The organism is Massilia sp. Masssp93, from assembly GCF_059491295.1.
Genome location: NZ_CP168502.1, coordinates 5,814,755 through 5,839,656, shown reverse-complemented (window position 1 = coordinate 5,839,656; position 24,902 = coordinate 5,814,755). Strand labels below are relative to the sequence as shown.

23 protein-coding genes and 1 pseudogene are annotated in these 24,902 nt (G+C 66.8%); 10 read left to right on the top strand and 14 right to left on the bottom strand.

The window, feature by feature from the left end; all coding sequences use genetic code 11:
* Positions 1-9 precede the first annotated feature (9 nt).
* The 3 genes from ACEN9Q_RS24360 to ACEN9Q_RS24350 all read right to left on the bottom strand — a co-directional run bounded on the left by ACEN9Q_RS24360 (position 10) and on the right by ACEN9Q_RS24350 (position 4,992).
* The gene (locus ACEN9Q_RS24360) at positions 10-2,994 is read right to left on the bottom strand and encodes a TonB-dependent receptor (RefSeq protein ID WP_495626320.1); all 2,985 of its coding nucleotides are present in this window, start codon (positions 2,992-2,994) and stop codon (positions 10-12) included.
* 90 nt (positions 2,995-3,084) lie between these two features.
* Positions 3,085-3,570: a gluconokinase gene (locus tag ACEN9Q_RS24355; protein WP_056437922.1), complete on the bottom strand. Its 486-nt coding sequence runs from the start codon at positions 3,568-3,570 to the stop codon at positions 3,085-3,087.
* Positions 3,571-3,918: 348 nt separating this feature from the next.
* Complete coding sequence (locus ACEN9Q_RS24350) at positions 3,919-4,992, bottom strand: AI-2E family transporter (RefSeq protein ID WP_082547771.1); 1,074 nt, start codon at positions 4,990-4,992, stop codon at positions 3,919-3,921.
* A gap of 140 nt (positions 4,993-5,132) precedes the next feature.
* Here ACEN9Q_RS24350 and ACEN9Q_RS24345 point away from each other — a divergent pair, with 140 nt between their 5' ends.
* Complete coding sequence (locus tag ACEN9Q_RS24345) at positions 5,133-5,696, top strand: putative glycolipid-binding domain-containing protein (RefSeq protein WP_056437925.1); 564 nt, start codon at positions 5,133-5,135, stop codon at positions 5,694-5,696.
* Here the strand turns inward: ACEN9Q_RS24345 and ACEN9Q_RS24340 are convergent.
* Positions 5,663-6,889, bottom strand: coding sequence for a DUF418 domain-containing protein (locus ACEN9Q_RS24340; protein ID WP_495626319.1), 1,227 nt, complete (start codon positions 6,887-6,889; stop codon positions 5,663-5,665). The genes ACEN9Q_RS24345 and ACEN9Q_RS24340 overlap by 34 nt on opposite strands.
* A 360-nt stretch (positions 6,890-7,249) precedes the next feature.
* Between ACEN9Q_RS24340 and ACEN9Q_RS24335 the strand changes: the two genes are divergently transcribed.
* The 3 genes from ACEN9Q_RS24335 to ACEN9Q_RS24325 all read left to right on the top strand — a co-directional run bounded on the left by ACEN9Q_RS24335 (position 7,250) and on the right by ACEN9Q_RS24325 (position 10,003).
* On the top strand, positions 7,250-8,416 hold the full coding sequence (locus ACEN9Q_RS24335) for an MFS transporter (RefSeq protein WP_495626318.1): 1,167 nt from the start codon (positions 7,250-7,252) through the stop codon (positions 8,414-8,416).
* Positions 8,417-8,534: 118 nt separating this feature from the next.
* On the top strand, positions 8,535-9,161 hold the full coding sequence (locus ACEN9Q_RS24330) for a DUF4254 domain-containing protein (protein ID WP_495626317.1): 627 nt from the start codon (positions 8,535-8,537) through the stop codon (positions 9,159-9,161).
* Positions 9,158-10,003, top strand: coding sequence for a glycosyltransferase family 2 protein (locus ACEN9Q_RS24325; RefSeq protein ID WP_495626316.1), 846 nt, complete (start codon positions 9,158-9,160; stop codon positions 10,001-10,003). The genes ACEN9Q_RS24330 and ACEN9Q_RS24325 overlap by 4 nt, the downstream gene beginning before the upstream one ends.
* Before the next feature lie 57 nt (positions 10,004-10,060).
* Here ACEN9Q_RS24325 and ACEN9Q_RS24320 read toward each other — a convergent pair whose 3' ends face one another.
* Genes ACEN9Q_RS24320 through ACEN9Q_RS24310 form a run of 3 tightly spaced genes read right to left on the bottom strand, consistent with a single transcriptional unit; the run spans position 10,061 to position 11,743 of the window.
* Positions 10,061-11,113, bottom strand: coding sequence for a glycosyltransferase family 9 protein (locus tag ACEN9Q_RS24320; protein ID WP_495626315.1), 1,053 nt, complete (start codon positions 11,111-11,113; stop codon positions 10,061-10,063).
* A 28-nt stretch (positions 11,114-11,141) separates the two neighbouring features.
* Complete coding sequence (locus tag ACEN9Q_RS24315) at positions 11,142-11,600, bottom strand: hypothetical protein (protein ID WP_495626314.1); 459 nt, start codon at positions 11,598-11,600, stop codon at positions 11,142-11,144.
* Positions 11,597-11,743: a hypothetical protein gene (locus ACEN9Q_RS24310; protein WP_157201749.1), complete on the bottom strand. Its 147-nt coding sequence runs from the start codon at positions 11,741-11,743 to the stop codon at positions 11,597-11,599. The genes ACEN9Q_RS24315 and ACEN9Q_RS24310 overlap by 4 nt, the downstream gene beginning before the upstream one ends.
* 134 nt (positions 11,744-11,877) lie before the next feature.
* Between ACEN9Q_RS24310 and nudC the strand changes: the two genes are divergently transcribed.
* The gene (gene nudC / locus ACEN9Q_RS24305; protein WP_495626313.1) at positions 11,878-12,699 is read left to right on the top strand and encodes an NAD(+) diphosphatase; all 822 of its coding nucleotides are present in this window, start codon (positions 11,878-11,880) and stop codon (positions 12,697-12,699) included.
* 39 nt (positions 12,700-12,738) lie between these two features.
* Here the strand turns inward: nudC and ACEN9Q_RS24300 are convergent, their stop codons facing one another.
* On the bottom strand, positions 12,739-13,617 hold the full coding sequence (locus ACEN9Q_RS24300; RefSeq protein WP_200958268.1) for a hypothetical protein: 879 nt from the start codon (positions 13,615-13,617) through the stop codon (positions 12,739-12,741).
* A 150-nt stretch (positions 13,618-13,767) separates the two neighbouring features.
* On the opposite strand from ACEN9Q_RS24300, the gene folE reads away from it, so the two are divergent.
* Both folE and ACEN9Q_RS24290 read left to right on the top strand, forming a co-directional pair.
* Positions 13,768-14,334, top strand: a complete 567-nt coding sequence (gene folE / locus ACEN9Q_RS24295) for a GTP cyclohydrolase I FolE (RefSeq protein ID WP_056437946.1) — start codon at positions 13,768-13,770, stop codon at positions 14,332-14,334.
* Positions 14,335-14,571: 237 nt separating this feature from the next.
* Positions 14,572-14,847, top strand: a pseudogene (locus ACEN9Q_RS24290) (transposase); the annotation flags it as partial.
* Positions 14,848-14,910: 63 nt separating this feature from the next.
* Here ACEN9Q_RS24290 and ACEN9Q_RS24285 read toward each other — a convergent pair.
* A complete protein-coding gene (locus ACEN9Q_RS24285) occupies positions 14,911-15,333 on the bottom strand; it encodes a hypothetical protein (protein ID WP_495626312.1) in 423 nt (140 codons plus the stop codon).
* Between the two features lie 274 nt (positions 15,334-15,607).
* On the opposite strand from ACEN9Q_RS24285, the gene ACEN9Q_RS24280 reads away from it, so the two are divergent.
* The 3 genes from ACEN9Q_RS24280 to ACEN9Q_RS24270 are packed head-to-tail and all read left to right on the top strand — an operon-like array spanning position 15,608 to position 19,450.
* A complete protein-coding gene (locus ACEN9Q_RS24280; RefSeq protein ID WP_495628993.1) occupies positions 15,608-16,216 on the top strand; it encodes a (2Fe-2S)-binding protein in 609 nt (202 codons plus the stop codon).
* A gap of 10 nt (positions 16,217-16,226) precedes the next feature.
* Positions 16,227-17,234, top strand: a complete 1,008-nt coding sequence (locus ACEN9Q_RS24275) for an FAD binding domain-containing protein (RefSeq protein WP_495626311.1) — start codon at positions 16,227-16,229, stop codon at positions 17,232-17,234.
* Positions 17,231-19,450, top strand: coding sequence for a xanthine dehydrogenase family protein molybdopterin-binding subunit (locus tag ACEN9Q_RS24270; RefSeq protein WP_495626310.1), 2,220 nt, complete (start codon positions 17,231-17,233; stop codon positions 19,448-19,450). Before ACEN9Q_RS24275 ends, ACEN9Q_RS24270 begins: the two co-directional genes overlap by 4 nt.
* Before the next feature lie 12 nt (positions 19,451-19,462).
* On the opposite strand, the gene ACEN9Q_RS24265 is transcribed toward ACEN9Q_RS24270, so the two are convergent.
* Genes ACEN9Q_RS24265 through ACEN9Q_RS24245 form a run of 5 tightly spaced genes read right to left on the bottom strand, consistent with a single transcriptional unit; the run spans position 19,463 to position 24,670 of the window.
* Positions 19,463-20,959, bottom strand: coding sequence for an efflux transporter outer membrane subunit (locus ACEN9Q_RS24265; protein ID WP_495626309.1), 1,497 nt, complete (start codon positions 20,957-20,959; stop codon positions 19,463-19,465).
* Between the two features lie 10 nt (positions 20,960-20,969).
* A complete protein-coding gene (locus ACEN9Q_RS24260; RefSeq protein WP_495626308.1) occupies positions 20,970-21,953 on the bottom strand; it encodes an efflux RND transporter periplasmic adaptor subunit in 984 nt (327 codons plus the stop codon).
* 7 nt (positions 21,954-21,960) lie between these two features.
* Positions 21,961-22,167, bottom strand: coding sequence for a DUF1656 domain-containing protein (locus ACEN9Q_RS24255; protein ID WP_056437962.1), 207 nt, complete (start codon positions 22,165-22,167; stop codon positions 21,961-21,963).
* Positions 22,168-22,178: 11 nt separating this feature from the next.
* The gene (locus ACEN9Q_RS24250; protein ID WP_495626307.1) at positions 22,179-24,221 is read right to left on the bottom strand and encodes an FUSC family protein; all 2,043 of its coding nucleotides are present in this window, start codon (positions 24,219-24,221) and stop codon (positions 22,179-22,181) included.
* Entirely contained in the window at positions 24,218-24,670 is a 453-nt protein-coding gene (locus ACEN9Q_RS24245; protein WP_056437968.1) for a MarR family winged helix-turn-helix transcriptional regulator, read from the bottom strand. The genes ACEN9Q_RS24250 and ACEN9Q_RS24245 overlap by 4 nt, the downstream gene beginning before the upstream one ends.
* Positions 24,671-24,902 lie beyond the last annotated feature (232 nt).

The following is a 24,902-nucleotide window of genomic DNA, read 5'->3' as shown; positions in this document are numbered from 1 at the left end:
GGCCCCCGATCAGAAGTTGTAGCGCAGGCCGGCGCGGTACGTGCGTCCCACGACGTCGTACAGGGCCGGGTTGATCGCGAAGCTCGGGTTGGCCTGCGGTGCCGGTTCCGGATCGCGGTCCGCCAGGTTGTCGATCTTGAAGTAGACCATCATCTGCTTCGACACGTTGTAGCTGCCGCCGAAATCGATGTAGGTCGCGCCCTTCATCTTGTTGTCGTAGATGGTCGGGTGGGTCAGGGTCGACACCGGGCAGTTGGTCTGGCACTCGATGTACTCGTTGCTGTACTTGCCGTCGCTGAACCAGCGTTCGGTGAGGGTCAGGCTGAGTTTATCGTTGTCCCAGGTCTGCGTCGCCAGCAGCTTCCACTTCGGCGTGTTGCCCAGGTTGACGCCCGCGCCTTCCGACGGGATCGTGCCGACGACGCCCGAATCCGTGATGAAGTGCAGCGTGCGCGTGGCTAGAGCGCGCACGGTGAAGCGGCCCGGCAGGCTGAACTTGTCGAGGTTCGTGCGGTACGAGGACTCGACGTCGAAGCCCTTCAGGTGCAGCGACGCCAGGTTGAAGTTCTGCACCGTGACGTAGTTGTTGCCCGGGCTGTTCAGCACCATCGCCGAACAGATTTCCTTGTTGCCGGCCGTGCACAGGTCGACTTCCTGCTGGATCGACAGCGTGGAGATCACGTCGTTGACCTTGATGTCGTAATAGTCGACCGACGTCGCGAAGCCCGGCGCCCAGCTCGGCTGGCTCAGCACGATGCCGAACGAATTGTTGCGCGCGATTTCCGGACGCAGGTTCGTGTTGCCGACCGTGCGCTGTTGCAGGCTGACCGTGTTGCCCTGGTATTGCACCTGGTTGTTGACGACGACCGGGGCCGCGAACAGTTCGGACAGGTTCGGCGCGCGCACGTCCTTCGAGCTGACGGCGCGGAACCGCAGGCCGTCGATGCCCGTCTTCCACGTGGCGCCGATCTTCCAGCTGCTGACGCTGCCAGCCGTGCTGTACTTGGTCTGGCGGTCGGCGAGGTTCAGGTTCGCTTCGCCCCAGGTGGCCGATTTCAGCACGGGCAGGTTGAGTTCCACGTACGCCTCGCGCACGTTGTAGGCGCCCGCGCCGTTGTGATAGTTACCGGCATACCAGTTGTTGCCGACGGGGGCGTTGAGGATCGGGTCGGCCGGGTAGGCCGCGGCGTCGATCGAATCGGGCGACACGCCGGCGCCGTACGGGTCGCCGTGCACGTCGTACTTCTCGCGGCGCCACTCGGCGCCCGTCGCCACCGCCAGCGGACCCGCCCAGCCTTCCCACACTTCGCCGTTGAAGTTGGCGCTGGCCACGTCCTGGCTCTGCGTCGTGCGCTGGATCGGGCCGGCGGCCGGCGCGATATAGCCCCAGGCGGCCGGATCGACCGGGTTGTTGCCGATGATGTTCAGCGGCACGCAGCCGTTCGCGGCCGCGACGGCGTTGCGGCAGACGATCCTGCCGCTGGCATCGCGCACGGCGTCGATCGCGTTGTTGTAGCGCGTGTTCAGCGTGATGTCGTGGACGTTGATGTTGGTCGTGTTCTCGCCGTGTTCCGCGTACGCGTCGTACGACCAGTCCTTGCCGAACAGCGTGAACTTGCCGTCGCCGCCGAGGACGAAGCGGCGCTGGGTGCGCGTCGGATGCACGTTGATGTTGGCCGGGAAGATGGCGTTCGCCGTGCCGTACTGGAAGCTCTTGATGTTGTTGGCCGCGCAGGCCGCCGCGATCGACGCCGGCAGGAACGGGTTGTCGCACTGGATCGTCAGGTTCGCCTGCTTGGCCGCGCCCGGGTTCGGCGAGAACTGCGATTTCACCTGCGCATAGTTCATCGTGACATAGATCTCGTTATCCGGATCGATGTCCCACGACAGGCGCGTGTAGGCGACTTGCCGCTTGAAATTCATGGCGAGGTTCGTGCCGGCGCCCACGCTGCCGGACAGGTCGCCGCCCACGCAGAACGGATTGACGCAGTTGGTGACCTGGCCGGTGCGGGTCGGCACGCCATTCGAACCGTAGGCGAACTGGTACGGCACGCCGCCGTCGCCGAACGCGGTGCCCTGCAGCGGGCCGCTCGTGATCAGGCCGTATTTGGAGTACTGGTATTGCTGGGCGTGGTCGATGACCTTGTATTCCGGCTGGCCGTCATTGGTCTGGGACAGCGGGCGGCGCTGGAACACCGTGTTGCGATACCACGTGCGGCCGTTGGCGCCGACTTCGCCGAAGCCCGGCGAATCGATGCCGTTCTCCTTGCTGAATTCGCCGCTGACGGTCGCGTGCAGGCGGTCGTCCATGAAACCCTTGCCCCAGGCGGCCTGCAGCGTGCCGCTCTTGTCGTCGTGGTAGCGCGTCTGGCCGCCCTCGACGTTGGCTTTAAAACCCGTGAACTTCTTGTCGGTGATGAAGTTGACGACGCCGCCTACCGCATCCGACCCGTACGAGGCCGAGGCGCCGCCCGTCACGACGTCGACGCGCTTGACGAGCAGTTGCGGGAACTGGCTGACGTCGGTCACGCCCGTGACGTTGGCGCCGACGACGCGCTGGCCGTCCAGCAGGGTCAGCGTGCGCAGCGTGCCGAGGCCGCGCAGGCTGAGCGAGGAGAGGCCCTGGATGCCGCTGGACGTGCTGTTCGTGCTCGTCGTGCGGCCCGTGCTGCCCTGCAGCGCCGGCAGTTCGGCCAAGGTGTTGAACAGGTTCGGCTGCGCCGCCTTTTCCAGGTCGGACGCGGACAGGCTCGTGGTCGGCGTCGGCTGCGTGAAACCGCGCGCCGCGATGCGCGAGCCGGAGATGCGCACGACGTTCGCTTCCGGGACGGCGGCGGTGGCCGCGTCGGCCGCCGGGGCGGCCTGGGCGGCCGTGGCATCGGCCGGGGCTTGTTGTGCTTGCTCGACTTGCTGGGCGTGGGCGGCCGCACCCAGGATGCCGCAGGCGCTGGCGACGGCAAGATTGATCAGGGTCCGTTGTAGTGGTGTACGCATGGTGTCTCCGTTTGTTCTCGTGTGGTCGGCGCCGCCTCGGACGGTGGGCGGCTGGGCCGGAATGCGACGACTTTTGATCCGTTGCTGTCTTCAGTCCGTCCTGTCGGTCGATGCGATGATGCTGGCCACCAGGGTCTCCGGCGGCTGGGTGATGTCGAGGGTGATGCCGGCCTCGCCGGGCTGCAGAGGCTCGAGGTCGCGCAACTGGCTGTCCAGCAGCGTGATCGGCATGTAGTGGCCGATGCGCGTCTGCATGCGCGCCGCGATCGTGCCGCGCGGGCCTGCCAGGTGCGCGAAGCGCAGGTTCGGATCGGCCTGGCGCAGCTGGTCGCGGTAGCGCTTCTTGAGCGCCGAGCACGACACCACGATGCCGTCGCCCCGCTCGCGCGCGGCGGCGATCTCGGTGGCGAGGGTCTGCAGCCAGCCGGTGCGGTCGTCGTCCGTCAGCGGGATGCCGGCCGACATCTTGACCACGTTGGGCGCAGGGTGATACGCATCGCCCTCGATGAACGGGGCGTCCAGGGCGTGCGCGAGGGCAGCGGCGATCGTGCTCTTGCCGCATCCGCAGACGCCCATGATGACCCAGCGGTCGTTACCGCGGCGGTCGTCACCGCGGCGGTCGGCGGGGTGGATGGATACATCGGTTGGTGGTGCCATACTAACTTTGTTCCTCTCGATTCGAAGCGACCGTTAGCGCTATCATTTTTGCCAAGTCTTCAATAAGGCGGCGCGTTTGTAAAGTTTTATTCATGTTGCGGAGCGAAACGTGCGCGGAAGGCTTTATGCGAATTGCATTCAATGACGCGCATGTTCCTGTCGCGTCAGAGGAGAAACATCACGAAATGACTGATAGCGCTATCAGTTGTGCATAGCCGCAGTTCTCGGGTCAGGTGTGGCGTTTACAACACGGTTGCGGCGCGAGCGTCAGCCGGGCGCGGACGGCGTCGTGGCCGGGCTCGTGATCTTGGCGCGGTGCAGACGCACCTGCATGCCCACCATCCTGACCGCGGCCAGGAAGGGCACGGACAAGAAGATCCCGGACACGCCCGCCAGCTCCTCGCCGGCGAGCAGGCCGAACACGACCAGGATCGGCGGCACGTCCACGCCTTCGCTCATCAGGTACGGGTTCAGCATGTAGTCCTGGAAGATGCGATAGGCGGTGATGAAGGCGATCACCCAGCCCACGTGCTCGTAGCCGCTGAACAGGGCCACGCCCACGATGGCGGTGGCCGCGACCAGCGGACCCAGCACGGGAATCACCTCGAGCACGGCCGCCACCCCGGCCAGCAGCAGCGCGAACGGCACCGTCAGCAGCGACAGCACGATGCCGTAGGTGATCAAGGTTGCGAGCGACAGCAGGGCCAGCGCCCGCACATAGCTCGACAGCACCGTGTTCAGGCCGTGCAGCACGTCGGTCCAGAAGGCGCCGTTGCGGCGGTGGCTCATCGTCACGAGCAAGTCGTCGAAGACGGGCGCCTGCAGGATCATCAGGAAGCTCAGGATCGGCACGACGACGATATAGATCAGGTTGCCCGCCAGGTGCATCAGCCCGGCGCCGACGTTGCGCACGAACGGCATCGCCTCCGCCGAGCCGCCTTGCAACATGCCGCGCAGGAAACCGGCCAGGCGCGCGCGCAGCGGTTCGAGCGGGCCGGGAAGCGGCAGGCGCTTCTCCAGCGTGGCGGGATCGAGCAGGGTCGGCAACTGGTGCGCCAGCGTCGTCGCCTGCTCGGCCACCTGGTTGCCGAACAGCCCGACGGCCAGCACGACGAGCGCCACGACGACGAGGTAGACGAGGCACAGCAGGGGCGTGCGCGGAATCCGGCCGCCGACCCGGCGCTGGGCCAGCACGAACAGCGGATAGATGAGGTAGCTGAACAGCACGGCGATCAGCATCACGAGCAGCGTCGTGCGCACGAGATAGACGCCATACAGGCCTGCAATGACCAGCGCCGCAGTCCACACCACGCGGGCCGTACGCGCATCGATACCGAACACAGTTCCTCCTTGGGTGGCATCCCGTCGCGGGGCCTTGTCAACATGATACGGCGAGGCCCGCATCGCTGGCGCGCAACTCGGCAACATGGTTGCGGGCATGGTGCTACAGTGGGCCTGCACGGAAAACGGACGGAGGCGACGTGAAACACAGCTATCGCTGGGCAACGGAACAGAGTGGCGGCCTGGAGCATGTCGAACTGGAGATCGGGGACGCCGGCGCGACGGCCGAAGGCGTACTCATCGGTCCCGCGGGCGGCCGATTGTTTGCCTGCAGCTACGTGCTGCGCTGCGACGAGCACTGGCGGGTGCGCAGTCTCGACGTGCATGTCGCGGGCAAGGACAGGGTGTGCCTGCGTGCCGACGGTGCCGGCAACTGGACCGACGCCGACGGCACCCCGCTGCCGGCGCTGCAGGGCTGCATGGACGTCGACCTGTCCGGCAGTCCCTTCACCAACACGCTGCCGATCCGGCGCCTGGGCGACGCCCTGCGCCAGCGCCAGGAAATCAAGGTCGCGTACGTCGACCTGCCCAAGCTCGACGTCCAGCCCGTGTCCCAGGCCTACACGGCGCTCGCGTACGCGGGCGCGGCGCCGGAGCGGGTGCGGTTCGAAAGCCTGTCCCGCCCGTTCACCGCCGAGCTCGAGGTCGACGGCGACGGCCTCGTGCTGCGCTACGAGGGCATGTTTACGCGCGTCGCCGGCTGAGCGGCCGTACCGATCCACGTGAGGCGGTGCCACACCCCTTCCAGCGGCCCCTGCTTGTGGTGCCTGAGCCACCATGCGCTGAAGCTGCCCTGCAACACGGCCAGCACGATGCCGATCATCAACGCCAGCGCCGTGCCCGTCGTCGCGTATTGGCCGAATCCGAAGCCGTAGTACAGCGTCGTGCCCACGATCGACTGCATCATGTAGCTCGTCAGGCTCATCCGGCCCAGCGAGCGGAACATGCCGAGCACGCGCGCGCCCGACGGCTGGCGGTACAGCAACGCAAAGCCGGTCACGAGCAGCAGCATGATGTCCAGGTTGAGCAGCGGTTCGCAGATGGCGTTCAGCGGCCGGCGCAGCGCCTCGGCAGCGATCCACGCTTCCAGGTGGCTGTGGACGACGAGCAGCGGACCGAGCAGCAGCAGCGCGCCAAAAAAGATGCGGCGCCAGACGATGCGGTTCGTCTCGCCGACGGCGAACAGCCCGGCGCGCCCGGCCAGCATGCCGAACATGAACAGCGCGGGAATCTGCAGGATGCGCCCCATTTCCCAGCTCCACAGCAGCACGGCCTGCTTGCCGTTCGTGAGGTTGCCGATCCAGACGTCGAGCAGCGACCCGTGTTTCAGATAGTCGTCGGCACGGCCGAAGTACGCCCAGGACGCCGGATCCGGCAGCTTGCCCGGCGCGCTGCCCAGCGCCGCCAGCGCGTCGATCCAGGCGAACGGCTGCAGGCTGAGAAAGCAGGCCAGCAGGAATACGGTGCGCGTACGCAGGCGCGCGACCGGGATCAGCACCAGGCCGAGCACGGCATACATGGCCAGGATATCGCCCTGGTAGAACGCGCTGTTCACCAGCCCGAACCCGAGCAGGAGCAGCATGCGCCAGGCAAAGCGCGGCCGGAAATCGTCCCCGCGCCGGGCGCGCGCGTCGGATTGCAGGTGGAAGGTCAGGCCGAACAGCAGGGCGAAGATGGCATACGACTTGCCGCCGAACAGGGCGAACATCGTGTCCCAGATACCCTTGCCCAACCCCTTCAGCCAGGCCGGCTCTCCCGGTGGAGAAAAGTAGAGGTCGAAATGCTCGAGGTTATGCAACAGCATGATCGAGACAATTGCAAAGCCGCGCAGCGCATCGACGAGGTCGAGACGGGGCGCGCTGGTCACGGGCGATGGCGTCGTGGGATGGGGCGTCATGGGATTTCCTGTCCGTTGGGCCCGGCTATTTTAGGTTGAAAACGGTTTCATCTCTAATGTTTTTTCTGCAAGAAAGCGCCGATCAAGGGCCTCGGCCACTGCCGCCTTTCCTCGTCATTTGTTCACATCTGGTTACAACCCGGCGGCTTCATGACGGGTTTGTCGGCAACCAGCAACGATTCAATGCCACCCGATAAATCCCTCTAAAATTTTTTCCGAGTGGCAAAGAAATGCACGCGGAAAGGTCGTAAAATTGCCTCCTGTCAGTGTTCTACGCGCCAACCAATCGGTTGGCGTTTGCTTTAGTTCACTGCTCGCTTGCGTCGCAAAAACCGTCTTTCAACAATAAATATCTACTCAATGCAAAATCATCTGCCCGTTCGTACCGCCAGCTCGCGCGACATCGCATTGTCGCAAGCCCAGTCGTTTGCCTTGCCGCTCCTGTTTACGGTGTTCGGCGTGATCATGGGTTCCTGGGCCGGCCGTATTCCCGCGATGGCCCAACGCGTGCACGTGTCGCACGCGGCGTTGTCGATGATTCTTCTCTGCGGCGGACTCGGCGCCGTTCTGTCGTACCCTATTTCATCGCGCATGATGGGTTCGCTCGGCGCACGCAAGACCATGCTGTTTTCCGGCATGGCCCTGCTGGCCGTGCTGATCGCCATCGGCGCCGCGCCGACCGTTCCCTTGCTGATGATGGCGGTGCTGAGCCTCGGCATCACCGCCAGCACCTTCGACGTCGCCGTCAACTCGGCCGCGACCGGACGCGAAAAGCAGACCGGCAAATCGGAACTGTCGAAGCTGCACGGCCTCGGCTGCGCCGGCGGTCTGGCGGGGGCGACCCTGGGCAGCCTGATGGCCAGCCTGCACATCGCACCGGCGACCCACTTCGTGATGCTGGCCGGTCCGCTGGCCCTGGTCCTGTACTTCGGCTTTTCCCTGCTGGACGCGACGGAGGCCGGCGAAACCGTCGCGAAAAAATCGTTGTCGCTGCCGCGCGGCCCGCTGCTGTTCCTGGGCGCCATCGGTTTCCTCGGCTCGATGGCGGAAGGCAGCATCGCCGACTGGAGCGGCGTGTTCCTGAAAGAGCATTTCGGTGCGTCGGATGGCCTGGCGCCGCTGGCCCTGTCCGCGTTCTCCGTCATGATGCTGCTGGCCCGCCTCGTCGGCGACAAGCTCAAGGCCCGCCACGGCGCCCGTCCCCTGGTCACCAGCGGCTCGATGCTGGGTGCCGCCGGCCTGTTCTTTGCCGTGCTGTCGCCGAATGCCTATGTCGCCCTGTTCGGCTTCGCCGTCGCCGGCATGGGCATGGCGCTGGTGTTCCCGTTCGTGTTCAGCGCCGCCGGCGCGCAAGGTCCGGCGGCATTGGCCGGCGTGGCGAGCATGGCCTACAGCGGCAGCCTGATGGGCCCGCCGGTAATCGGTGCCATCGCGCAAGGCCTGGGCATGCAGGTCGCCATCGCCTACATCGGCGCCCTGGCTGCCCTCATCGCCTTCGTGGCCAGCCGTTCGCGCCTGCTGAAGTAATCTTTGTCGTCCGGCGCGCGCTGTTTGCGCTGTGCCAAGTCCGCGCGAATTCCGAAGAACTCCAGTACGCCTGCGTACTCCAAGCCACGTCACTCGTCTGCTCAGGATCGGAGTCTTCATGCAAAGCGAAATCGATGCCGTGTCCGTCGTCTGGTTCCACGACCGCCAGCTGCGTGAACGCGATTGGCCGGTGATGTCCCAAGGTGCCGGCCCGGGCGGCGGCGTGTGGGCATGGATCGATGACAACCACCGCTACAACGGCCTGCTGTGGCGCGAGGAAGACCGGACGCGCCGGCTGGACGTGCCACCCGCCGAGATCGCGGCCGGCAAGCGCCTGATCGACCGCTACAACCAGAAGCGCAACGACGCGGTCGAGGCCATCGACGAAACGCTGCTGGCTTGCCTGAACCAGGTCGTCTGCCAGCCCGGCGCCCGGCTCTCGAGCGAAACGGCGGGCGCCATGGTCGACCGCCTGTCGATCCTGGCCCTCAAGATCCACCACATGCGCGCGCAGGCGCAACGCGCCGCTCCGGACGAAGATCACGTCCGCGCCTGCACCGGCAAGCTCGAGCGGCTGCTCACGCAGCGCCAGGACCTGATGTCCTGCCTCGACCTCCTGCTCGCGGAGGCGCGGGCCGGACAGGCATATTTCAAGCTCTATCGCCAGTTCAAGATGTACAACGATCCCGCGCTCAATCCCTATCTGAACGGCCAGGCGCCGCGGAATGGACGGGCGACGCCGTGAGCGAGACGATCGACGTCCTGATCCCGACCCGCAACCGGCCCGCGGCGCTCGCCGTTACGTTGACGGCACTCGGCGCCCAGACCTGGCCGGCCTTGCGCATCGTGCTTGCCGACCAGTCGGACGAGGAGGGCGCGTGCGCACGCGGCGAAGTGCAGGCGGTCTTGCGCTACCTGCGCGCGTGCGGGCGCAGCGTCGATACGTTCCGGCGTCCGCGCCGCCGCGGCATGGCCGAACAGCGCGCATTCCTGCTGGCCCAGGTGCGCGCCGCCTGCTGCCTGTTCGTCGACGACGACGTCATCCTCGAACCGGACCTGGTCGCCCGGTTACACGCCGTCATGCGCGCGGAACGGTGCGGCCTCGTCGGCAGTGCATTGCACGGATTGAGCTACCTGGGACAACTACGGCCGATGCAGGAGACAATCGAATTCTGGGAAGGACCCGTGATGCCGGAAACGATACGCCCCGGCAGTCCGGCATGGGCACGTCATCACCTGCACAGCGCCGCCAACTTGTTCCACGTGCAGTCCCGCCTGAAGCATGAGCGCGGGGCGACCCTGCGCTACAAGATTGCCTGGGTAGGCGGATGCGTGATGTTCGATACGGCCAAGTTAAGGGCCGCGGGCGGCTTCGACTTCTGGCGCAAGCTGCCGGCCCAGCATTGCGGCGAAGATGTGCTGGCCCAGCAGCGCGTCATGGCCCGTTATGGCGGCTGTGCCATCCTGCCGTCCGGTGCGTATCACATGGAACTGCCGACGACGATCACGGCGCGGGCCATCGACGCGCCGTATGTGCTGCCGCTGGCCGACCCGCCGGCGGACTGTGTACCGGGGCCGCACGGATGACCTGACTCGAGATTGCGGGCCCTGCCGGCGCCGAGGTCCGCTCACCGATCACTATCGCTACCAGTACGGCCACATGCCGGCACTGCGCTGCCGGCTCGGCGCCGTGTCGGAGAGCAGGGCACGTGCGTGTTCCAGTACCACCTGGGCGCGTTCCGCACCCGGGTCCCAGATGCAGCGGTGCTTGTGACGGTCGAGTGGCGCCCAGCGGGCGATGTCGGCCTTGCTGAACACGACGACGCTCTTGAGCTTGAGGCCGGCCGCGATGTGGGAAACGCCTGTGTCGTTGCAGAGCAATAGCCTGGCATCGCGCAGCAGGACGGCCATCGCGCCGATGGAGATCGGGGCGGCGGCGTCGAGTGGCGTGTGCTGCATGCGGTCCGCGACGTCGGCCGTCAGGTCCGCTTCTTCGGCCGATCCTGTCAACACTACCTTGAGGCCGAATTCGGCCGCCAGGCGATCGCCGACCTCGGCAAACAGATGCGCCGGCCAGCATTTGTCCCGCTTGCGTGCGCCAGGATGGATGCACAGGTATTCGCCGGGAACGAGCGTGCCGCCGAGGCCGCTTTTACGCCATTCATCCTCGTCCTGCCGCGACAGCGGGAATTCCAGGTGCACCTCCGTCGATGGCGCGCCCAGCTGTTCCATCAGGGACAGCAGCCGTTCCGGCTCCGCACCGATTTCCGGATAGGGAAACAGGACGGTGCGGTCGCGGACGACGGGGCCGCCGCGACAAAATCCGGCCATGACCTGCGCACCGAAACCGCTGACGATGTCATTGCTCACGTCGCCACTTCCGTGCAACTGGAGTGCCAATGCGAACTGGCGGGTGCAGAGGCCCGTGTAGAAATGCGCGAGCGCTTCCTGCCGCACCGGTTGCTCGGGCAGCAGGGGATGGCCGGGAAAGGCGATGAATTCATCCACGTACGTGTCGAACCGGTCGGCAAATTGCTGCGCCCAGGGCAGGCCCACCAGCGCGATGTGGGCGCGCGGCAGGGCGGCGCGGAGCGTACGCAGCGCCGGCACCGCGCACAGCATATCGCCCAGGTGGAGGGCGCGGAATACCACAACCGACGACGGATCGAGGCGCTGCAGCAATGGTCGACGGTACACGTTTTCCTCCTTTGACGAGGCATCTGCCCTACACACGCGACAGGCAGTCGAGGACATTGCACGTGATGTGCTCCGGCTGGCGATCCCGGCCGGCGTCGAGCACTTGCGCCCAGTGGGTCGTCCCGGCCGGGAACACGGTGCCGGTGTCGCGCCGCTCGCGCCGCGGGCGCACGACGAACAGGGCGCTCCCGTCGCCGCGGGTGAGATCGAATGTGGTCTTGCTGCCGTCCTCTTCGAAGTCGGCGATGTAGACGGCCGAGGGCCAGTCCCGTGGAATCGGAAAGTGATAGGCCGGCCAGTTCCAGTCCACGTCCGGCGCGGCGCCGGCTGTCCATGCGCCGGGCAGCCAGTCGCTGCGCAGCATCCATATCGGTCCGTCGCCCCAGCGGTGGAAGGTGACGCGGAAACGGCGGCTGTCGGTGGACACGTGCAGGATCAGCGTGGCGCCGGGCAGCACGCTGGCCCGTTCCGGATACGCGCGGATCATGTGGGCAGCTCCGGTTCGATCCGTTTGGTCACGAGGAAAGGCGGTATCGCGAGGGCGTGCGGGGGCAGGCGGCGAAACCATTCGCGCTGCCTGACGCGTGCATTGATCCGGTTAATACCGAGTACGACGGGAACATCGGTCATCGTCTCCTCCTGGTTCGATTGCGATGCAACGGTCCAGCTAAGTCTTGGAGCACGATGCGCTGGATTAGTTCATCCATTCGGTGTGGCGAAAGACGGTATCATCTTCGGCAGTTCCCTTGATGACCGGATATCCCATGCTCCAGACGCCCGCCTCGTTCACGCCCCTGATGGCCCCGCAGCACGATGCCGCGCCGCTGTCCTTCGTCTTCCACGGCGGACGGCTGCTCGTGCGCGAGGCCGACCTCGGCCTGCCCGACGAGGCCGCGGTGCGCAGCCTCGCGCTCGATCCGCAGCGGCTGCAACCGGTCGGCCTGCTGGAGGGGCGCTATTGCCAGACCGCCTGGGTCGACGACGAGGCGCAGGCACCGTCCGGCTACGCCTGGCGCGGGTTGCGTTCGCTGTTCGGCGAGTTCGATGAGGCCCGGCTCGGCGTGGCCGCGCGCGCGGTTCAGGTCGCCGAATGGGCGCGCACGCACCGTTTTTGCGGCGCCTGCGGCAGCGGCACCGTGCTGGCGGCGGGCGAACGCTGCTTCAAGTGCGTGAACTGCGGCCACATGGCGTATCCGCGCATCTCGCCGGCGATGATGGTCCTGATCCGCAACGGCGACAAAGTGCTGCTGGCGCTGCACACCCAGTCGGCGGTAAAGCGCTTCGTGCCGCTGGCCGGCTTTCTGGAAGCCGGCGAAACGATCGAGGAAGCCGTGCACCGCGAGGTGTTCGAGGAAGTCGGCCTGCGCGTGCACAACCTGCGCTATTTCGGCAGCCAGTCGTGGCCGTTCCCGCACTCGCTCATGATCGCGTTCACGGCCGATTACCTGGACGGCGACATCCGCACCGATCCCAACGAGATCCTCGAGGCGCGCTGGTTCGGCCCGGATGACGAGTGGCCCGAGCGCGTGCCGCACGTGTCGGTGTCGAGCATGCTGGTCGACAGCCATCGTCCGGCCGGACGCTGAGGCCGCGCAGGGGGACGCGGGGCCCCGGCGCGGCCGGCATCAGGGCAGCGGCGTGGCCGCGGCCGCGATCCTGCCTTCCACACGCAGCGCCAGCGGCAGTTCTTCCGGCCGGGTGCCGGTGCTGCGCATGCGCACGACACGCTGCATCAGGTCGAACCAGAAGGGCGCGCCGAACAGCGCCGTCGACGCCGTGACGAACCAGCCGGCGACCTGCAGCGCGAAGTCGGCGCCGGGCACCGGCGGGAAGCGGGTCCAGCCGATTGGCAGCGCCATCAGGGCGTCGAACACGGCCGGGTCGAGCGCACCGGGGGCGTCGCGCAGGTGCGCGGCCAGCGAGGGTTGCTGCCACAGGGTGCGGAACAGGTGGATGCTGTCGATGTTGAACAGGATCGCCAGCAGCAGCGCCAGCAGCAGCGAGATCAGCAACTGCCGCCGTTTATAGGTGCCGGACATGCGCGCCATGGCGTTGTCGAACCAGCCGGCCAGCATGTCCTGGAATTGCTGCAGGTCGCGCGCGCGGCCGTACAGCCCGCGCATCACCTGCCGGAGCTGCGGATCGGGGATCGTCTCGATTGCGCCGGCAAGCTGGATGAAGTCGCCCGGCACTTTCCACAGGCTGTCCACCAGGGCAATCGCAAAATGCGCCGGTTCGATGTACGATGGCCGGGTACGCATGTCCCGCTCGTTCGGCGCGATGCCGTCCGTGTGCGGGTTGACCAGCGGATGCATGTAGACGGCCCGCGCCAGGGCGTCGAAGCACGGGTCGTTGAGCATGCTTTTGACACCCGCCAGCAGGGTGTTGGCACGCAACCGGAACGCCGCGGCCAGCGCTTCCTGCAAGGTGCTGACGATCAGGGCGACCGTGCCATAACAAAATGTCAGGCCGATCGCGACTTCCAGGACAGTGCTTCCAAGCATGGATGTTCTCCCGCGCAGTGACAAGGACGTCGACTACGCTAGCGCATCGGCGACGGTGTGGAGTCCGATTTGCGCAAGGAAGCTGCCGCCATCTGTGGATCTGCCCCATTTTCTATATACTCTCGGCAATCGAAAATTTTAGGATTCACCATGTCTGACAAAGAAGTCTTCACCGAGAACGACTGGCGCCGCCTGTTGTCCAGCCTTGGCGAAGATCCCAACCGCTCCGGCCTGCACGAGACCCCCGCGCGTGTCGCCAAGGCCTGGAAACACTGGACTTCCGGCTACGACCAGGACCCGGTCGAGATCCTCAAGGCCTTCGAAGATGGCGCCGAGGAATACAACGAATTGATCGTGGTGCGCGGCATTCCGGTCTACAGCCATTGCGAACACCACCTGGCGCCGTTCTTCGGCAAGGCGACGGTGGGCTATCTGCCGAACGGCAAGATCGTCGGGTTGTCGAAGCTGACCCGTCTCGTCGACGTGTTCTCCAAGCGCCTGCAGGTGCAGGAACGCCTGACGGTGCAAATCGCCAATACGCTGATGGAAGTGCTGGAACCGAAAGCCGTGGGCGTGGTCATCAAGTGCCGCCACATGTGCATGGAAAGCCGCGGCATCCGCACGCCGGGCGAGGAAACCATCACCTCGACCCTGCTGGGTGAACTGCAGCCGAACCTGGCGCTGCGCACCGAATTCCTGTCGCTGGCCCGCGACTGAGCTGCCGGGGCGGCACGCCGCCCCATAATCCCTCCTTTGCCGCCTCCTTTTGCCGGTGGCGCGGCGCCCAGCGCATGCCGCCCGAAAAAAAGGCGCCATGATTCCGAACACGCTGCTAGACTGTGTATTTACTGGGCGCCCGTGTTCGATCCCGTCGCGACAATGCGCTACGCCCCGTCGATGATCGGGAACCTGTTCCGGATCATGTGTCTCCAAGTGATTTTTGAGGCGATCGACATGGCCAGGCAAACCTTTCCAAGCGATGTACCGCGTGAACAGTTCGAGACCGTGCGTGAAATGCTGGAAGCGGCGCGCCGCAAGACCCGGCCGCGCAAGCACGATCTGTACGATGTCTTCTGCGCCGTCCTGTACTTCCTCCACACCGGCAGCGCCTGGCGCAGCATGCCGCCCGAGTTCCCGCCCTGGCGTACCGTGCACGAATATTTCACGCAATGGACGATGCTGCGCGAAGGCGACCGCACCCTGCTCGAGCAGGCGCTCGACCGGCTCGGACGCACGGCCGAAATCGCGCGGCTGCGCCAGTTGACGGGCCAGCGCTGAACCAGGCCGCGTGAATCAGCGGGAGGCCGCCACCGAGCCTTCCGCCGGCTCGAACACGAATTTCTTTTTCGCGTCCATGTGGAACACGCCGATCGGCTGCGCCTGGACATTGTCCGATGGCTCAGGCAACTGGCTGCAGTCACGGGTTTCCAGCTGCCACATCTCATTGCCCGAGCGCAGCAGGAACGCTTCGTCGCCCGTCGAGAACAGCTCGACGTTCAGGTTGGCCAGCGGCGCCTTGCCGAGGTCGAACTGGCGCTGGCAGTCCGGCAGGCGCGACGCGATCACGCGCAGGCCCACCTGTCTGCTCCAGAAATAGTCCTGCGTGACGACCACGGTCAGGGCGTGGTCGCTGCCGTCGATCGTATAGCTGGCCGATTCGTTGACGCAGCCGGCCAGCAGCAAGAGCGGGGTCAACAGGAGCAAGGTGGAGCGCATGGTCATTTCCGGGTTAGCGATGCTTCCATGCATCACTGCATGAGTATAGAGCCCTTCAAACATGGACCGCAACGGCGGCCTTTCACGCGTGAATCCAAGTCACTGATTTCTTTGAAGAATTAGATTCTGGCGCGCTCCGTGATTTTTTGATTTCAGAGATGATGACCAGGATGCTTATGACGCACCGCTGGCCTGGATCAAGGTTTGAAGTGCGGCGTCATCCCTTTTTAGCCTCAGCAGGAACCCGTGCGGACCGGGCCGGTCTGACGGTAGCCTGCCATTTCGGAATGGAAGCGAGCCAAGCATGCCAGATGACGACCAGAATCTATCGGAACAGCGGGCGCAGGGCGCGACGCTGCCCTGCGCCCCGCCGCAACCGCTGACCTTGCGGATCAATGGTGCCGAGCACAACCTGACGATCGAGCCACGCGTGACGCTGCTGGACGCGCTGCGCGAAGTGCTGGGCCTGACCGGCACCAAGAAGGGATGCGATCGCGGCCAGTGCGGGGCATGCACGGTACTGGTGGACGGCCAGCGCATCAATTCCTGCCTGACGCTGGCGATCATGCACGACGGCCGCGAGATCACGACGGTGGAAGGCCTGGGCAAGGAAGGCCTGCCGCATCCGATGCAGCAGGCCTTCATGGATTGCGACGGCTTCCAGTGCGGCTATTGCACGCCGGGGCAGGTGTGTTCGGCCGTGGCGCTGCTGGACGAAGTGAAGGCAAGGCAAGCCAGCATGCTGACCGAAGGCGACCAGCTGGCGCCGGGCGCGCTGTCGGAAGACGAGATCCGCGAGCGCATGAGCGGCAACCTGTGCCGCTGCGGCGCCTATCCCAACATCGTCAAGGCCGTCCACAGCGTGGTCTTGCGCCAGGCCTAGGAGGACGCGCATGCAATCGATCTTCTATGACCGTGCCAGGGACGTGAACCATGCGCTGGAGCTGGCGCGCCAGCCCGGCGCCAAATTCATCGGCGGCGGCACCAATCTGCTCGACCTGTACAAGAGCGGCATCGAACTACCGGTGCGCCTCGTCGACGTGAGCCGGCTGGCGCTGGCCGACATCGAGGAATTGCCGGACGGCGGCCTGCGCATCGGCGCCATGGCCAGCAACACGGCGGCGGCGAACCACCCGCTCGTGCGCCAGCGCTACCGCCTGCTGTCGGAAGCGCTGCTGAACGGCGCGTCGACCCAGCTGCGCAACATGGCGACCGTCGGCGGCAACCTGTTGCAGCGCACGCGCTGCTATTACTTCACCGATCCGGCCTTCCCGCACTGTAACAAGCGCGATCCGGGCTCGGGCTGCGACGCCATCGACGGCCACAACCGCATCCATGCGATCCTCGGCGCCAGCCCGCACTGCATCGCGACCAATCCGTCGGACATGAGCGTGGCCCTCGTCGCGCTCGACGCGGTCGTCCGCCTGCAGGGGCCGGACGGCGAGCGGCAGGTGGCGGTCGCCGATTTCCACCGCCTGCCGGAAGACCGGCCGCAGGACGACACGGTGATCCGCCCGGGCGAACTGATCACGGCCGTGGAACTGCCCCCGTCGCCGTTTGCGCGGCACGCGCACTACCTGAAGGTGCGCGACCGCGCCAGCTATGCGTTTGCGCTCGTGTCGGTGGCAGCGGCCGTCGACCTGGACGGCGAGACCATCCGCGACCTGCGCATCGTGCTGGGCGGCGTCGCCCATAAACCCTGGCGCGCGCTCGGCGCGGAACAGAGATTGCGCGGCCAGGCGCTGGACGCGTTGAGCGACGCCGTGCTGGGCAAAGTCGGAGAGGACGCCGTCGCCGGTGCCCGGCCGCACGCGCACAATGCGTTCAAGGTCGAACTGGCGCAGCGCGCGGTCGCGCGGGCGCTGCGGATCGCCACGGGCCTGATGGGAGGTATGGCATGAGCATCACGGGCGCACCCATCAATCGCGTCGACGCGTGGGCGAAAGTCAGCGGCGCGGCGCGTTATTCGGCCGAGCATCCGGTCGACAACGTGGCCCATGCGGTCCTCGTCACGAGCACGATTCCCAGTGGACGCGTGCTCGCCATCGACGACAGCGCGGCCCGCGACGTGCCGGGCGTGCTGCTCGTGATGACCCACGAGAACGCCCTGCGCCTGCCGCCGAAGACGAAAGACGGCAAGATCCAGCCGCCCATCGGCCGCAGGCTGACCCTGCTGCAGGAAGACGACGTCTACTACAACAACCAGCCGATTGCCGTCGTCGTGGCCGACACGTTCGAGCGCGCGCGCGAGGCCGGGGCCCGGCTGCGCATCGAGTACGAACGCAAGCCGGCCGTGGTCGACTTCGAACAGGCCAGGCAATCGCTGCATCCGCCGGACAAGGTGTTGGCGGAAGAAACCGACACGAAACGCGGCGACCTGCACGCCGGGCTGCTGGCGGGCAGCGCGCGGATCGACGTCACCTACACGACGCCGATCGAGCACCACAACCCGCTCGAAACCCACGCGACCATCGCCGCATGGGAGGGCGACCACCTCACGCTGTACGACTCGACCCAGTACATGAAAGGCGTGCAGCGCATCGTCGCCAGCATCTTCGACATGCCGCCGGAAAACGTCACGGCGATCTGCCCTTACGTGGGGGGCGGCTTCGGTTCGAAAGGCTCCGCGTGGTCGCACGTCGTGCTGGCGGCGATGGCCGCCAAGCAGGTGGGGCGTCCCGTCAAACTGTCGCTGGACCGCAACCAGATGTTCGGCCCGGTCGGCTGCCGCCCCAACACCGTGCAGCGCATGCGCATGGCGGCGCTGCCGGACGGGCGCATGATGGCGTCCAGCCACGACACGATCGCGTACACGTCGATGATCGAGGACTGGATCGAGCCGTGCGGCCTCGTCACGCGCATGATGTACGAAAGTCCGAACCAGGAAACGTCGCACCGCCTCGCGCGCATGCACCTGGGCACGCCCACGTTCATGCGCGCGCCCGGGGAGGCCACCGGTTCGTATGCCCAGGACTGCGCGATCGACGAACTGGCCTGCGAGCTGCACATGGACCCGCTCGAACTGCGCCTGAAAAACTACACGGAGCGCGATCCCGGCAAGGACTTGCCGTTTTCAAGCAAATCGCTGCGCCAGTGCTACGAGATCGGTGCCGAACGTTTCGGCTGGCGCGACCGCAATCCGCAGCCGCGCTCGATGCGGCAGGGGAATAAACTGGTCGGCTGGGGCATGGCGACGGCGAGCTATCCGACGAATCGCTCGCCGGCAGAGTGTTCCGCGACACTGCAGCCGGATGGCATCGCGCTGTTCCGCTCCGGCACGCAAGACCTCGGCACCGGCACCTACACCGTGATGACCCAGGTGGCGGCGGACGCGCTTGGCGTGCCGGTGGAGCGCGTGCGTTTCGAGCTGGGCAATTCGCGGATGCCGGAGGCGCCCGTTTCCGGCGGGTCGATGACGGTGGCCAGCGTGGCGCCGGCCGTGCAGGCGGCGGGACAGGCGCTGCGCCTGAAGCTGGTCGGGATCGCCGCCGCGGACGAGCGTTCTCCCCTGTTCGGCGCGACAGCCGACCAGGTCGGCGTGGATGCGACGACGGATGGCGGCGAACTGTATCTGTTGGCGGAGCCGGCCCGGCGTGTCGCCATGCAGGCGATCGTTGCACGCCACGGCAGTCCGGTGGAGGTGACGGCCAAGGCCGAGCCCGGCGACGAGAAGCAGAAATATTCGATGCATGCGTTCGGTGCCGTGTTCGTCGAGGTGACGGTGGATGAAGACCTGGGCGAGATCCGCGTGCCGCGCGTGGTCGGCGTCTACGGCGTCGGCAAGCTGATGAACGAAAAGACGGGCTACAGCCAGCTGATGGGCGGCATCGTCTGGGGTATCAGCCTGGCGCTGTTCGAAGAAACGATGATCGACAAGCGGGAAGGCCGCGCGGTGAACGGCAACTTCGCCGAATACCACGTGCCGACGAATGCCGACATCCAGGCAATCGACGTGCAGATCGTGGACGAGGACGATCCGCACGTGAACCCGCTGGGCGCCAAGGGAATCGGCGAGATCGGCATCACGGGCGTCGGCGCCGCCATCGCGAATGCCGTGTTCCACGCGACGGGCAAGCGGGTGCGCGATCTGCCGGTCACGCTCGACAAATTGCTGTGAGCGACAGGCGCGTCACTCCGCGTGACGCGCCTGCGCCACCTGCGCGGTGTCGTGCTTGTCGTGGGCCGTGTGCGTGTTCTCCCAACCCCCACCGAGGGCCAGGAACAACTGCACCTGGTCCGCCGCCAACTGCGCGTCGGACGCGGCCAGCATGCTCTCGGCGCTGGCCAGCGTGCGGTCCGCGTCCAGCTGGGACAGGAAGTCCGTGCGGCCGAACTGGTACAGCTTGGCCGATTGGCGCGATGCCAGCGCGCTCTGGTCGCGCGCGGCGCGCAGGAAGGCGTTGCGGTCGAGTTCGCGGGCGTAGACGGTCAGCGCACTTTCCGTCTCGCGCAGCGCGTTCAGCACGACGGCGTCGAAGCGGGCCAGCGCACCCGTCGTGTTGGCCTTGGCCTGGGCGATGTGGGAGCGGGCCGAGCTGGTGGCCGGCAGGTTCCAGGAGATCAGCGGGCCCAGGCTGAATTTCCAGGTATTCGCATCGTTGAACTGGCTCATCATGCCGACCGCGCCGACCGATGCGCCCAGGGTGATGTTCGGGTACAGCTCGGCCGTCGCCACGCCGATGCGCGCGGTCGCGCCGGCCAGCTGGCGTTCGGCCTGGCGCACGTCCGGACGGCGGCGCAGCAGGGCGGCACCGTCGCCGACGGGGATCGTCGCTGCGACGCGCGGCGGCGTGGCGCATTGCGCGACTTCGGCCGGGAACTGGCTCGGCACTTCGCCGGTCAAAACGGCAAGGCGGTACAACGCCGTGCGGCGCCGGGCTTCCAGCGGCGGCAGGCTGGCGCGCAGTTGTTCGAGCTGGGCCTGGACCCGGGTGGTGTCGATGGCGATGCCGCGGCCGCGCTGGACGCGTTCGGCCGTGAGCCTGGCGAATTTTGCCTGCAGGTCGACGGATTGCTGCGCCACCTTGAGCTGATAGCCGGCCGAGCACGCTTCCGCATAGGCGCGGGTCGTGTCGGCCGCGACGATCACGTGGGTGAGGTCGCTGGCGGCCTGCGCGGCGTCGACGTCTGCTTCCGACGCTTCGACGGCGCGCCGGATGCGGCCCCACAGGTCGAGCGTGTAGCCGATCTTGATGTCGCCGTCGTACAGGCCGTCGGTGGGTAATTGTTCCGGGATGCCCAACTGCGCGCCGGCGATGCGGCCGTACAGCGGGGCGGCGCTCATCTCGACTTCGGGGCGTTTCTTTTCCTCGACCTCGTCCAGCACGCCATGCGCGCGTTGCAGGTTGGCGGCGGCCACGCGCAGGTCGGCGTTGTGGGCGAAGGCCTTGGCGATCAGCTTGTCGAGCAGCGGGTCCTGGTACAGATGCCACCAGTCGGCCGGCAGCGGGTCGGATTTGAACGGCGTTTCGGTCGCGCCCATGAACGGGGCGTTGGCCGCGTCGCGCTTGATCACGGCCTCGTTCGGCACGTGATAGTCGGGGCCGACCGTCGTGCAGGCGGCCAGCGCCGCCGCCATCAGCGTCAGCGCGCATGCTTTCCTGGCGGTTGAGCGGTAAAGGTTCATGATCGTTGCGTCAATGCGTGGTGGCGGTTGCGGACTTGGCGGCGGCGACGGCGACGACAGCGGCCGCCCTGGCCGGTGCCGCGGGTGCCGCAGCGGGCGTGACAGCGGGCGTGGCAGCGGGTTTGGCCGCGGCCGGCAGCACCTTGACGGTCGCAGTCTGCCCGGCCACGAGCCGCACGTTGGCCGGCACCCGGTCGAGGGCGATGCGCACCGGCACGCGCTGGGCCAGGCGGACCCAGTTGAAGGTCGGGTTCACGTTCGGCAGCATGTTGGCGCCCGTGCTGCGGTCGCGGTCGGTGATGCCTTCGGCGACGCTTTCGACGTGGCCGTGGATCGGCTGGCGCGTGCCCATCAGCGTGATGTCGACCGGATCGCCCAGCTGGATGCCGGGCAGCTTTGTTTCCTCGAAATAGCCTTCGACATAGAACGAGCCGCTGTCGACGACGGCCATCACCGGATGCGCCGTGGTGGCGTAGGCGCCCTCGCGCAGGTCGAGGTTCGTCACGATGCCGTCCACGCTCGACACGACGTGCGTGCGCTCGAGGTTCAGCCGGGCCGTGTCGCGGTTGACGATGGCTTGTGCCAGCGCGGCTCTGGCCTGGTCGGTGCGGGTCTCGCCTTGTTCGCGGGTTTCCTGCGACACGAGGTCGTCGAGCTGGGTGTTGCGCTTGTTCTCGCGCTGCGCCTGGGCCAGCGCGGCTGCGGCCGCCGTCACCTGGGCGTCGGCCTGGCGCAGGGCCAGTTCGAAGCGGGCGCGGTCGATCTCGAACAGCGGCTCGCCCGCTTTCACCTGCTGGTTGTCGTGGACGTGGACCTTGGTCACCTGGCCCGTCACATCGGGCGCCACCTGCACGACATAGGCCTTCACGCGGCCATCGCGCGTCCATGGCTCGAGTTCGTAGTGGTGCCACAGCTGCCAGCCCGCGTAGACCGCGCCCGCGGTCACCACCGCCGTGAGACTTACCCGGCCAATCGCCGCCAAAATAGTTTTCATTGCCATCTCAAGACCAGTTGCGTGTGTAATACGTCAGTGCGCCGAGCACGATGACGAACAGGGAAAAATCGAACAGGGCCGGGTGCCAGACGAGGCGGTAAAAGCCCGTCCTGGCGAGGACCAGATTGATGAGCCGCGATACCACCAGCGCCGCCAGCGCGAGCAGCAGGAGCGGAGGAACGTAGAGGCCGTAGATGCTGACTTCGCCGATCATCGGATCGCCTTTCAGAGTGCGGTTGCGAGCGACGGCGCATAGGCCGCCGCCTTGGGAAACAGGTCGCGGCGCATGCCGGTGAGCGCCGCCAGGGCCTCGCGCTGGGCCGCGTCGCGCTGGCCGGCGCAGATGGCGCGCAGGGCGTTGTCGAGCGTATCCAGCAGGCTGCGTTCGCAACCGGCGTCGATGGCCGGACGCAGCGCGAAATGGCGCGCCAGCTGCTTCATCAGCGGGCCGACGGCCGCTTCGCCGCGCCCCAGCTGGGCGCGCACGCTTTGCAGCAAGGTCATGTTCAGGCCGATGCGCAGGTCGCGCAGGGCGTCCACGGCTTGCAGGTCCTGGTCCTTGCCGGCCAGCGCCAGGCGCGGCGTCAGCATGCCGACGCGGTCGACCATCCGCGCCGAGAATTCCGGCAGCGACGGCACCCGTTCGCCGCTGCCCAGGCGCGACAGCTCGCGCCAGCCGGCCTTCAACAGGCGGCGCGCCGTCCAGCCGGCGCCGACGGTGCGGAACACGCTCGTGGTGACGGCGGCCGCGACGTAGCCGACGACCTGCGACAGCGTGCTGTTCATGAAGGAGACCATGTCGGCGTTGTGCGTGTCGACCATCGCCAGGGTGCCGCAGATGCCGAACAGGAAGGGGATGGCGCGGCCATACGTCGCGGGCCGTGCGACGAACACACCCAGCACGAGGAAGGTCGGGGCGCACGCGAGGATGAACGACTCGAAGCCGTGCACGGCCGGCAGGATGCCCAGCAGATAAATGGCCGACAGCGGGATCGAAAAGATCGAATACCACATGAAGGTCTTGATGAACGGCACCGGATTGTCCTGCGTGGAGAAGAAGCAGCACAGCACGGCGGTCATCATCGGGGCGGCCGCGCCGGACGGCCAGCCGGTCAGGATCCAGAACGCGCAGCAGGCCAGCACGGCGACCGCGGCGGCGAAGGCGGACAGCACGGCCATGCCGCGGTCGTGGTGGAGCGCGCTCATCGGCACGCCCGGCAGATGGCGCACGGCCTCGGGCAGGCTGCCGTGCACGCCGGCGTCGATGTGCTGGCGCAAGGCGCGCGTTTCGATGCAGACGTCGATCAGGCGGCGCAGGCGCGCGGCCAGGTTCACTTCGATCATGCCGGTCCAGCCGAGTTCCTCGTTCACCGCCGGTTCGAGCGCGTCGATGCGCTGGCGCACGGCGGCGCCCGGGGCATCGAGCGCCACGTCTTTCGGCGTTTCGGTGAGGGCGACGACGTCCTTGAGCAGCACGCGCCAGCGTGCCGACACGTCCGTGGCCCCCATGTCGCGCAGCGCGGTCAGGCGGTCTTCGACGCCGGAGACGATGGGCACGAACGCGGCCAGGCGTTCCTGCAGCGCGTTGACCGCCGTCTCCGTCCAGCGCAGGTGCGACGTGTCGAACGGCAGGTGGGTCGTCATCAGGCGCATCTCGGTGATGTCGCCGGCCAGCTTGCGGCGGTCGGAGGCGGCGCGCGCATCGCCGGCCGGATTCAGGGCGTCGCGGATCCAGTGGTGGGCGTCGCGCACGGCATTGTCCAGGCGCGCCAGCAGCATCGGACCGAACGGTTGCGGCAGCACGAGGCTGTGCACGACGGTGGCGCAAGTGATGCCGAGCAGGATTTCCTCGACGCGCGCGAGGGCGATGTCGAAGATGGCGCTCGGATCGTTCACGGCGGGGAAGGCGATGAGGCCGGCCGTGTAGCCGCCCAGCATCAGCATGTAGGAGCGCGGCGTGCGGTCGAGCAGCGAGAAATACAGGCAGCCGGCAATCCACAGCGCCAGCGTCAGCGACAGTAGTTCGGGCGAGTTGATCAGGCGCGGCACGAGGAACGTGACCGCGATGGCGCCCAGGACGGTGCCGCCCGCGCGGTACAGGCCCTTGGAGCGGGTCGGTCCGGCGAACGGCGCGGCGCAGATGTACGCCGTCATCATCGCCCAAAAGGGTCGCGGCAGTCCGATGCGCATCGATAAATATACCGAGAGCATCGCTGCCGCGAATGACTTGACGGAGAACAGAATCTCCGACCGGGTGGGTGTGTTCATGCGGCCTGGATCGTGGCGATGGCGGTCGGCAGGCCGGACAGGACGCGCAGCGTGGCCTCGACGTCGGCCGCGTCGAACTCCCCGAACAGCTTGCGGCGGAAGGGCGTCAGGGCCTGGTCCATCTGGTGGGCCGTTTTCAGGCCCTCGTCGGTCAGGCGCAGGATCTTGGCGCGGCGGTCCTGCGGGTCCTCATGGCGCTCGACCAGGCCCGATCCGATCAGGTGGTCGACGACGCGCACGAGCGACGACGCTTCCAGGCTCAGCGTCTCGGCGAGGATGCCCGGCCGCACGCCGTTGTCGCCGAAGCGGTGGATGACCAGCACCGGCAGGCCGGTCGCCTGGGACAGGCCGAAATCGGACGCGACCTTGTCGGCGGCGGCACGGTAGGCGCGCGACGCGTGGGTCAGCGCGGCGGTGAGACTGCTCAGGGTCTGGTCGGATAGGCGCATGTCGGTTCGCGTAAATACTTTGGTTGAGTACTGTTGATATGCGAAAGTTTAGCATGCAAACTATTTTCATGCAACGCATGGCGGACACGGCGCTATCCTTAGCGTCAGCCGTAGGGTGGGCAGCTCGACCGATAACGGCGGCATGGACGTGCGGCATGCGCTGCCCACGCGTGACGTGTGCATCGTGTTGGCCGGGCATGAGCCGGTTGAACGCGTGGGCGCGGGGCGCCCA